Origin of the sequence: Streptomyces sp. NPDC048751, assembly GCF_043198595.1 — a bacterium.
Taxonomy (GTDB): Bacteria; Actinomycetota; Actinomycetes; order Streptomycetales; family Streptomycetaceae; genus Streptomyces.
In genome coordinates this window covers 302,416-312,217 of record NZ_JBICUX010000012.1, presented here as the reverse complement: position 1 = coordinate 312,217, position 9,802 = coordinate 302,416, and the positions used below count along the sequence as shown (strand labels likewise).

5 protein-coding genes and 3 tRNA genes are annotated in these 9,802 nt (G+C 69.5%); 6 read left to right on the top strand and 2 right to left on the bottom strand.

What is annotated here, in order from left to right; all coding sequences use genetic code 11:
• Together ACGFNV_RS33895 and ACGFNV_RS33890 are read right to left on the bottom strand one after the other, a co-directional pair.
• Positions 1-1,739 (bottom strand): DEAD/DEAH box helicase (locus tag ACGFNV_RS33895; protein ID WP_393627770.1); only part of this gene is annotated, 1,739 nt, incomplete at its 3' end.
• 931 nt (positions 1,740-2,670) lie between these two features.
• Positions 2,671-3,021: a metallopeptidase family protein gene (locus tag ACGFNV_RS33890; protein WP_208299007.1), complete on the bottom strand. Its 351-nt coding sequence runs from the start codon at positions 3,019-3,021 to the stop codon at positions 2,671-2,673.
• Positions 3,022-3,105: 84 nt separating this feature from the next.
• Between ACGFNV_RS33890 and ACGFNV_RS33885 the strand changes: the two genes are divergently transcribed.
• From ACGFNV_RS33885 to hrpA, 6 genes are all read left to right on the top strand, one after another.
• Positions 3,106-4,698: a metallophosphoesterase gene (locus tag ACGFNV_RS33885; RefSeq protein WP_393627768.1), complete on the top strand. Its 1,593-nt coding sequence runs from the start codon at positions 3,106-3,108 to the stop codon at positions 4,696-4,698.
• 80 nt (positions 4,699-4,778) lie between these two features.
• Positions 4,779-4,851, top strand: a tRNA-Glu gene (locus tag ACGFNV_RS33880).
• 37 nt (positions 4,852-4,888) lie between these two features.
• Positions 4,889-4,963 (top strand) — tRNA-Asp (locus ACGFNV_RS33875).
• A gap of 24 nt (positions 4,964-4,987) precedes the next feature.
• A tRNA-Phe gene (locus tag ACGFNV_RS33870) sits at positions 4,988-5,061 on the top strand.
• Positions 5,062-5,317: 256 nt separating this feature from the next.
• On the top strand, positions 5,318-5,656 hold the full coding sequence (locus tag ACGFNV_RS33865; RefSeq protein ID WP_393627766.1) for an SH3 domain-containing protein: 339 nt from the start codon (positions 5,318-5,320) through the stop codon (positions 5,654-5,656).
• A 115-nt stretch (positions 5,657-5,771) separates the two neighbouring features.
• On the top strand, positions 5,772-9,716 hold the full coding sequence (gene hrpA, locus ACGFNV_RS33860; RefSeq protein WP_393627764.1) for an ATP-dependent RNA helicase HrpA: 3,945 nt from the start codon (positions 5,772-5,774) through the stop codon (positions 9,714-9,716).
• Positions 9,717-9,802 lie beyond the last annotated feature (86 nt).

The following is a 9,802-nucleotide window of genomic DNA, read 5'->3' as shown; positions in this document are numbered from 1 at the left end:
CGACGGTCGTCGCGGCGGAAGCCACCGCGGTCGTCACGACGCTCGAACGAACGGCCACCACGGTCACCGTCACGGTCACGGTTGAACGGACGGCGGTCATCACGACGGTCGTCGCGGCGGAAGCCACCGCGGTCGTCACGACGCTCGAACGAACGGCCACCACGGTCACCGTCACGGTCACGGTTGAACGGACGGCGCTCGTACGACGACGAACCCGCCGCACGCTCCTCGCGCTCGCCGCGGTCCACGTCCTGCGCGGCCGGCTGCTCCGGCACGGAGACCTCCACGGCACCCTCGGCCGCCGCAGCGACCGCCTGCGCCTCGGCCACCGCGGCCTCGGGGTCCTCACCCCGCTCGCGCGCGACCCGCGCCACCAGCCGGTCGGCCTCCTCACGGAGCTCGGTCGCGCGGCGCTGCGCCCGCTCCAGCTGCTTGGTCAGCTGACCGACCTCGCGCTCCGCCTGCTGAGCGGCGTTGCCGGCCGACTCGGCCTGCACCTCGGTCATCGACCGGGCACCGGTGATCTCGGCGACCGCCGGGTCGAAGGCCGCGCCACCCTGGATGATGTGACGCCCGGCGTCGACGCCCGCGTCCTCCATCAGCCGGAAGATCTGGCGCCGCTGGTGCGGCAGGGAGAGCGACACGACCGTGCCGGTGCGGCCGGCGCGCGCGGTACGGCCCGCCCGGTGCAGGTAGTCCTTGTGGTCACCGGCCGGGTCCACGTTCAGCACCAGGTCGATGCCGTCGACGTGGATACCGCGAGCCGCGACGTCCGTGGCGACCAGGACGTTGACGTACCCGTCCTTGAAGTCGGCCAGCGTCCGGGTGCGCGCGCCCTGGGTCATACCGCCGTGCAGCGCGTCCGCCTTCACACCCGCGTCACGCAGCTGCTCGGCGACACGGTCGGCGCCGAGCTGGGTGCGCACGAAGATGATGGTGCGGCCCTTGCGGGAGGCGATGGCCGCGGTGACCGGCGCCTTGTCCTTCGGCTTCACGATCAGGATGTGGTGCGACATCGTGGTGACGGCGCCCTGGGCGGCGTCGACCTCGTGGCTGACCGGGTTGTTCAGGTACCGGTCGACGAGGGTCTTGATCTCGTTCTCCATCGTCGCGGAGAACAGCATCCGCTGGCCGCCCGCCGGGACCTGGTCGAGCAGCTCCGTCACCTCGGGCATGAAGCCCAGGTCGGACATCTGGTCGGCCTCGTCGAGAACCGCGATCTGCACGTCCTCGAGCGAGCAGGCGCCACGGTTGATGATGTCGCGCAGCCGGCCCGGCGTGGCGACGAGGACGTCGACACCGCGCTCGAGGGCGTAGATCTGGTTGCCCATCGACGTACCGCCGCAGACGACCTTCATCTTCAGGCCCAGGACGTCGCCGTACGGCTGGAGCGCGTCCGCCACCTGCATGGCGAGCTCACGCGTCGGCGTGAGGATCACCGCACGCGGCTTGTGCTTCTCGGTGCGACCGCCGGCCAGCGTGGCCAGCGTCGGCAGACCGAAGGAGAGGGTCTTGCCGGAGCCGGTGCGGCCACGGCCGAGGATGTCCTTGCCGGCCAGGGCGTCCGGGATGGTCGCCGCCTGGATCGGGAAGGGGACCGTCACGCCGTTCTGCGCGAGCTTGCGCACGACGCCCTCGGGAAGACCGAGGGTCGCGAAGGTGACCTCGGGAGTCTCCTCGACGGCCGCACCCTCGGCGTTCTCGGGCACGACGACGTGATCAGTACTGGAAATGGACATGCGAATGCGAAACCTTCCGGAGTCTCGTCGGCACGCGCCCGTCAACTCCGTGTTCGCATTCGACCGCCTCAATGCGGTCCGCCACGGCAAGGGAGAGTACGCGCCACACGGCGCGCTCTGCGTTGGCGCCGGGCAAATGGGATCAAACGATCTACCACCATACGCACCCCCTGCCCCCCAACGCAAATCGCCCCCGTCACCGCAGCTCAGCGACCTCGCCACCACGCTCTCGCCGCCCGCGCGACTGCGGCGGACATCACAGCGGGCATCACAGCGGACATCACACCGGCGACCCCGCAGTGGGCGCCGGCTCCCGCTGCTCCAACTGCGGCCCCGGCGGCTGCGGCTCATGCGCCGACGACGACGGCTCCGCCGCCGTCGGAGTCGGCGACGGCTGCTGCGGCGGCGGCTCCGGCGACGGCTGCGGCGGCTGCGGATCCGGCACCGTCCGGGTCGGCGTCGGCTGCGCCTTCGTCGGCGGGGGATCCTCCGGCTTCTCCGTCCGCCCCGGTGCGACCGACGCCGAGGCCGACGCACTCGCACCGGGAGACGGCGACGCCGAGGGCGCCGCGGACCCACCCCGCTTGCCCTTCCCGTGCCCACGTCTGCCGTCCCCGGCGGCCACCCCCACCCCGGCACCACCACCCGACACGGCCGGCCCCCCGTCCGGCCCGGCGCCGCCCCGCTGCCCCGCGGAATGCGACGGCTTCACACTCCCCCCGGCGTCGTCACCCACACTCATGCAACCGGCGGCAGCGGCGACGGCCACGACCGTGACAGCCAGACGGACGGGAACGTACAAGGGGCGCACGAGCAGCCACCTCCGAGGGTGAGGGAGTCAACCTGCCCAACTCCCCCCGCCCACAAGAGGACACGCGCCACGCCGAGGACACGCACCGCACCCCGGCGTCGGCCTGTCCGGCACCGCGACCTACCCGTACCCCAGAGCGTGCAGCCGCGCGTCGTCGATCCCGAAGTGATGCGCGATCTCATGCACCACCGTCACCTCGGTCTCCTCGACGACCTCCTCCCGCGACTCACACATCCTGAGCGTCGGCCCCCGGTAGATCGTGATCCGATCCGGCAGCACACCCGCGTACCACTCCCCGCGATCGGTCAGCGGAGTCCCCTCGTACAGCCCGAGCAACTCGGGATCCTCCGCCGGCGGCTCGTCCTCGACGAACACCGCGACGTTGTCCATCAACCGAGTCAACTCCGGCGGAATCCGGTCCAGCGCCTCGGCGACCAGTTCCTCGAAGTCCTCGCGCGTCATCTCCAGCACACGCTCATTGTCCGGCACGACACCCCCGTACGAGAGTCCCCAACCCACCGCATATCAGCACCAGCGCATGGGCATACGGGACCAATGGCCCGCGCCCCCCTCGCCGCCCTGCTCCCCGCCCGCCGCTCACGCCGCCCCGCACCGGCCCCCGAACTCGCCCCCCGCCCCCGCCCCTGGACACGCGCCCTCGGCCTGGTCCTCGTCGTCCTCGTGGGCGCCTGGCTGGGCCTGCTGATCGTGGGAGACGTACGGACCCCCGTCGGCCCCATGAACACCACGATGACCCTGCGCCCCTCCCTCACCGGCGGCACGAAGATCAACGTCTCCCCGCTGGGCGCGCTCAGCCTGGACAGCCACATAGCCCCCGTCCGCCTGGACGTGAACGTCGACCAACTCGACCCGGTCCGCTCCCAGGCCCTCGTCGACCACCCCGAACGCCTCACCGGCCTCCAGGACGAGATCGCCCAGGACGTCGAACACGGCACCCTCGACCTCGCCGTCCGCTCCTGCGTCGCCGTCGTCACCGGCGCCACCGCCCTCGGCCTCGCCGTCTACCGCCGCCCCCGCCGCGCCCTCGCCGCCGGCGGCCTCGCCCTGGCCCTCCTCGCGGCCTCCGGAGCCACGGCCTACGCCACCTGGAACCCCAAGTCCGTCCTGGAACCCAGGTTCTCCGGCCTGCTCTCCTCCGCGCCCTCCCTGGTCGGCAACGCACGCAGCATCGTCACCGAGTTCGACGTCTACCAGAAGGAACTGGCCCGCCTCGTCACCAACGTGACGAAGCTGTACGACGTCACCTCCACGCTGCCCGCATACGCGCCGGACCCCACCACCATCCGCGTCCTGCACGTCTCCGACATCCACCTGAACCCGGCGAGCTGGAAGATCATCGCCTCGCTCGTCGAGCAGTACAAGGTGAACGTCATCGTCGACACCGGCGACACCATGGACCACGGCACGGCCGCGGAGAACGGCTTCCTCGACCCGATCCAGGACCTCGGCGCCCCCTACGTCTGGGTCCGCGGCAACCACGACTCCCAGGTCACCCAGCGCTACCTGGAACGCATGAAGAACGTGCACGTCCTCGACGGGGGCCGGGCCACGACCATCGCGGGCCTGCGCTTCGCCGGCATCGGTGATCCGCAGTTCACCCCCGACCGCTCGAACAAGCCCGGCGCCGAGGAGTCCGAGGACCTGGCGGGCGCCCGACTGGCTCAGGCCCTGCGCGAGCAGAAGGCCGCCGGAAACCCCGTGGACGTCGCCATGGCCCACGAGCCCTCCGCCGCCCGCGGCACGGACGGCGAGGTGCCCCTCGTACTGGCGGGCCATCTCCACCACGAGGGGATGGAGGTCATGAAGAAGGGCACCCGCCTGCGCATCGAGGGCTCCACCGGCGGCAGCGGCCTCCGCGCGGTCGAGGGCAAGTACCCCGACCCCATCGAGGCGTCGATCCTCTACTTCGACCGGGACACCCGCCGCCTCCAGGCCTGGGACGAGATCAAACTCGGCGGCCTGGGCCTCACGACAGCCGAGGTCAGCCGCCACCTCCCCAAGGAGAACCAGCCGGGAGCCACCCCCTCCCCGACCGCGACCACACCGTCCCCGGGCCCCTCCGCCCCGGCCTCCCCTTCGCCGAACTCGCCCAGTCCCTCCCCCGCCCCCGCCTCCACCCGCCGGTAAACCGTTTTGGCGATACCTCCCGCCATCCCATATGCTTCTCACGTCCCCGACGCGCTGAGAAGCGCCCAGGCGGGCCGATAGCCCTCATCGTCTAGCGGCCTAGGACGCCGCCCTTTCAAGGCGGTAGCACGGGTTCGAATCCCGTTGGGGGCACGCAACACCGTGTGCGACACTGTCGTACACACAGCTTGGTCCTGTGGAGCAGTTTGGAGTGCTCGCCACCCTGTCAAGGTGGAGGCCGCGGGTTCAAATCCCGTCAGGACCGCTGAGGTTTCCCCGGAAGCCTCGTGGCTGGGTAGCTCAGTTGGTACGAGCGATCGCCTGAAAAGCGATAGGTCGCCGGTTCGACCCCGGCCCCAGCCACAACCGCCCTCATCAGGGCATACGGCCCCACCGAAGATTTTCGGTGGGGCCGTTTTCGTGTCGACAGCGGGACCACGCGAAACGCGTGGTCCCGGAGTGCGTTCCCGGAAGGGAACACCCCGGTTGTGCGAGGACTCTGGACAACGTCCCGATTGCGTGAGGGCTCCGCTGGAGGCGGACCATGATCGTTACGCTGGCCGCGGATCCAGTGCACCCCTGAAACTAGTGCACCCCTGAAATGTGAAAGAGGTAAGCCATGCGTGCCTTCGGGCGACTCGCGGCAGCGACGGTGTCCGCCGCCGCTCTCTTCGGCGGTCTGGTGGCCATCGCTCCCGCCGCTTCTGCCCTGCCCGCCGCCTGCACCAAGGACACCACCTTCCCGGTCCCCCTGGCGGAGACGGTCACGGCGAACGTGAACCTCCGCAAGAACCCGGGGACCGGCTCCACCTCCCTGGGCATCCTGGCCAAGGGCACGAAGTTCACCGGCCACTGCCTCACCAACAAGGGCGGGACGAACTGGGAATACGGCAAGGTGACGTCCGGGGCGAACAAGGGCAAGTGGGGCTGGGTCGCGTGGGAGTACCTGCGCGACTAGGGCGACTCCGGCCCCTTGTCACACCCGAGGCCCCGATCTTCCGGTCGGGGCCTTCGCGCATGCCCGGCAAAAGCGTTCGCCACGAATTTCGCGGGGGTGAGATCCTGGGTTCCGTATGTCTACGCACCCTGCCCCCGCCTTCGGCGCCCTCGCCTCCCGTCTGACCGAGCTTTCGCTGCGTGACGCGCAGCGGCTCGGGCGGCGGCTCGAAGGTGCGCGCAAGATCCGTAAGCCCGAGGCCCGGGCCGCCGTTCTCGCAGAGATCGAGGCGGAGGTGGTCAAGGGCGAGGCCCGGATGGCCGCGCGCACGGCGCGTGTGCCGGCCGTGAGCTATCCCGAGCAGCTGCCCGTCAGTCAGAAGAAGGATGACATCGCGGCGGCGATCCGTGATCACCAGGTCGTGATCGTGGCCGGTGAGACGGGGTCGGGCAAGACCACGCAGATTCCGAAGATCTGTCTGGAGCTCGGGCGCGGGGTGAAGGGGATGATCGGGCACACCCAGCCCCGTCGTATCGCGGCCCGGACCGTGGCGGAGCGGGTGGCGGAGGAGTTGGAGACGCCGCTCGGGGAGGCTGTCGGCTGGAAGGTGCGGTTCACGGATCAGGTCGATCCGGAGGCGACCTTCGTCAAGCTGATGACGGACGGCATTCTGCTGGCCGAGATCCAGACCGACCGTGAGCTGCGCGCCTACGACACGATCATCATCGACGAGGCGCACGAGCGGTCCCTCAACATCGACTTCCTGCTGGGGTATCTGGCCCAGTTGCTGCCGCGCCGGCCTGATCTCAAGGTCGTCATCACCTCGGCGACGATCGATCCGGAGCGTTTCTCGCGGCACTTCGGTGATGCCCCGATCGTCGAGGTCAGCGGCCGGACGTATCCCGTGGAGGTGCGGTACCGGCCGCTTCTGGAGGACGACTCGGAGGACTCCGACCGGGACCAGATCACCGCGATCACGGACGCGGTGGAGGAGCTGATGGGGGAGGGGAAGGGCGACATCCTCGTCTTCCTCTCCGGTGAGCGGGAGATCCGGGACACGGCCGACGCGCTCACGAAGAAGCAGTATCGGTTCACTGAGGTGCTGCCCCTCTATGCCCGGCTGTCGCACGCCGAGCAGCATCGGGTCTTCCAGCCGCACACCGGTCGCAGGATCGTTCTGGCCACGAACGTCGCCGAGACGTCGCTGACCGTCCCGGGGATCAAGTACGTCATCGACCCCGGATTCGCCCGGATCTCCCGTTACAGCCACCGCACGAAGGTCCAGCGGCTGCCCATCGAGCCGATCTCGCAGGCCAGCGCCAACCAGCGCAAGGGCCGTTGTGGTCGTACGAGCGACGGTGTCTGCATCCGGCTGTACTCCGAGGACGACTTCGAGGCGCGGCCGGAGTTCACGGACGCGGAGATCCTCCGTACGAACCTGGCCTCCGTCATCCTGCAGATGACCGCGGCCGGCCTCGGCGAGATCGAGAAGTTCCCCTTCATCGACCCGCCGGACCACCGCAACATCCGTGACGGTGTGCAGCTCCTGCAGGAGCTGGGCGCGCTCGACCCCGCGCAGAAGGACCCGCGCAAGCGGCTCACGCAGAACGGCCGGAAGCTGGCCCAGCTGCCCGTCGACCCGCGGCTGGCGCGCATGGTGCTGGAGGCCGACAAGAACGGGTGTGTCCGCGAGGTCATGGTGATCGCGGCCGCGCTGTCCATCCAGGATCCGCGCGAGCGTCCGGCCGACAAGCAGGCCCAGGCCGATCAGCAGCACGCCCGGTTCAAGGACGAGACGAGCGACTTCCTCGCCTACCTGAACCTGTGGCGGTACGTCCGTGAGCAGCAGCGGGAGCGCGGTTCGTCGTCGTTCCGCCGGATGTGCAAGCAGGAGTATCTGAACTTCCTGCGGATCCGCGAGTGGCAGGACATCTACACCCAGCTGCGGACGGTCGCCAAGCAGATGGGCATCCACCTCAACGAGGACGACGCCCCGGGCGACCGGATCCATGTCTCCCTCCTCGCCGGTCTGCTCTCGCACATCGGCATGAAGGACGTGAAGGACGGCAACAAGAACGAGTACCTGGGCGCCCGCAGCGCCAAGTTCGCGATCTTCCCGGGTTCGGCGCTGTTCAGGAAGCAGCCGCGGTTCGTGATGTCGGCGGAGCTGGTGGAGACGAGTCGTCTGTGGGCCCGCGTCAACGCCAAGATCGAGCCGGAGTGGGTCGAGCCGCTCGCCGGGCACCTGCTGAAGCGGACGTACAGCGAGCCGCACTGGGAGAAGGACCAGGCGGCGGTGATGGCGTACGAGAAGGTCACGTTGTACGGCGTGCCGATCGTCGCCCAGCGGAAGGTGAACTACGGGCGGATCGATCCGGAGGTCTCCCGGGAGCTTTTCATTCGCAACGCTCTGGTGGAGGGCGACTGGCGTACGCACCACAAGTTCTACGCCGACAACCGCCGACTTCTCAGTGAGGTCGAGGAGTTGGAGCACCGTGCGCGGCGTCGGGACATCGTGGTCGACGACGACACGCTGTTCGACTTCTACGAGCAGCGGGTGCCGGAGCACGTGGTGTCGGGCGCCCATTTCGACTCGTGGTGGAAGCGCAAGCGGCAGGAGCAGCCGGACTTCCTGGACTTCGAGCGGGAGATGCTCATCCGGGAGTCGGCGGAGGCGGTCACGAAGGCCGACTATCCGGACTCGTGGCGGCAGGGCCCGCTGAAGTTCCGGGTGACGTACCAGTTCGAGCCGGGTGCGGACGCGGACGGTGTGACGGTCCATGTGCCGCTCCAGGTGCTGAACCAGGTCACGGACGAGGGCTTCGACTGGCAGATCCCGGGGCTGCGGGAGGAGGTCGTCACCGAGTTGATCAGGTCCCTGCCCAAGCCGATCCGCCGCCACTACGTCCCGGCTCCGAACTATGCGAGGGCGTTCCTGGAGAAGGCGGTGCCCTTGCAGGAGCCGCTGACGGTGACGATGGCGCGTGAGTTGAAGCGGACGGTCGGGGTGCCGTTCACCGCGGACGACTTCGACTGGTCGCGGGTTCCCGACCATCTGCGGATCACCTTCCGGATCGTGGACGAGCGGCGGCGCAAGCTGGCCGAGGACAAGGATCTGGAGGCGCTGAAGCTCCGGCTGAAGCCGAAGGCCCGCCAGGCGCTGTCGCAGGCCGCCGCGGCGACGGCGGAGCGTCAGGGTGGTGAGTCCCTGGAGCGCAAGGGGCTGACCGACTGGACGATCGGCTCCCTGTCGCGTGTCTTCGAGACCCGTCGTGCCGGGCAGCCGGTGAAGGCGTTCCCGGCGCTGGTGGACGACGGGGACACGGTCTCCGTGCGGCTCTTCGACACGGAGGCCGAGCAGGCGGAGGCGATGTGGAAGGGCACGCGTCGGCTGATCCTGCGCAATATCCCGGTGAACCCGGGAAAGTTCGCGAGCGATCGCCTGACCAACGCTCAGAAGCTGGCGCTGTCCGCCAATCCGCACGGCTCGGTCCAGGCGCTGTTCGACGACTGCGCGATGGCGGCGGCGGACAAGCTGATCGGTGACTTCGGCGGTCCCGCGTGGGACGAGGAGTCGTACCGGAAGCTGTTCGACAAGGTGCGTGCGGAGATCGTGGACGCGACGGGCCGTGCGGTGGGGCAGGTGCAGCAGGTCCTTGCCGCGTGGCAGGCGTGTGAGCGCCGTCTGAAGGCCGTACGGAGTCCTGCGTTGCTGGCGAACCTCCAGGACGTACGGAAGCAGCTGGACGGCCTGGTGCGGCCCGGCTTCGTCACGGAGGCGGGGGTGCGTCGGCTGGGGGACCTGATGCGGTACCTGGTGGCGGCGGATCGGCGGCTCCAGCAGATGCCGACGAACGTCCAGCGGGACACCACGCGCATGGAGAAGGTCCACGAGATGCAGGACGAGTACGCCTGGCTCCTGGAGCAGATGCCCGAGGGCCGGCCCGTCCCGTCCTCCGTCCTGGACATCCGGTGGATGATCGAGGAGCTCCGGGTCAGCTATTTCGCGCACGCCTTGGGTACGGCGTACCCCGTCTCGGACAAGCGGATCGTGAAGGCCATCGACGCCGCCGCACCGTGACGACGTGCGCACGCGGGGTGAGTTCGACCAGGGGGCTCACCCTCCTGTAGAGTCCTTCTCGCAGCGCAACGCAGCAGCAAGCGCCG

Excerpts from the sequence above, each read along its gene's own strand:
- ACGFNV_RS33885 (WP_393627768.1), top strand. The coding sequence starts at position 3,106 with ATGGCCCGCGCCCCCCTCGCCGCCCTGCTCCCCGCCCGCCGCTCACGC.
- ACGFNV_RS33865 (WP_393627766.1), top strand. The coding sequence starts at position 5,318 with ATGCGTGCCTTCGGGCGACTCGCGGCAGCGACGGTGTCCGCCGCCGCT.
- hrpA (WP_393627764.1), top strand. The coding sequence starts at position 5,772 with ATGTCTACGCACCCTGCCCCCGCCTTCGGCGCCCTCGCCTCCCGTCTG.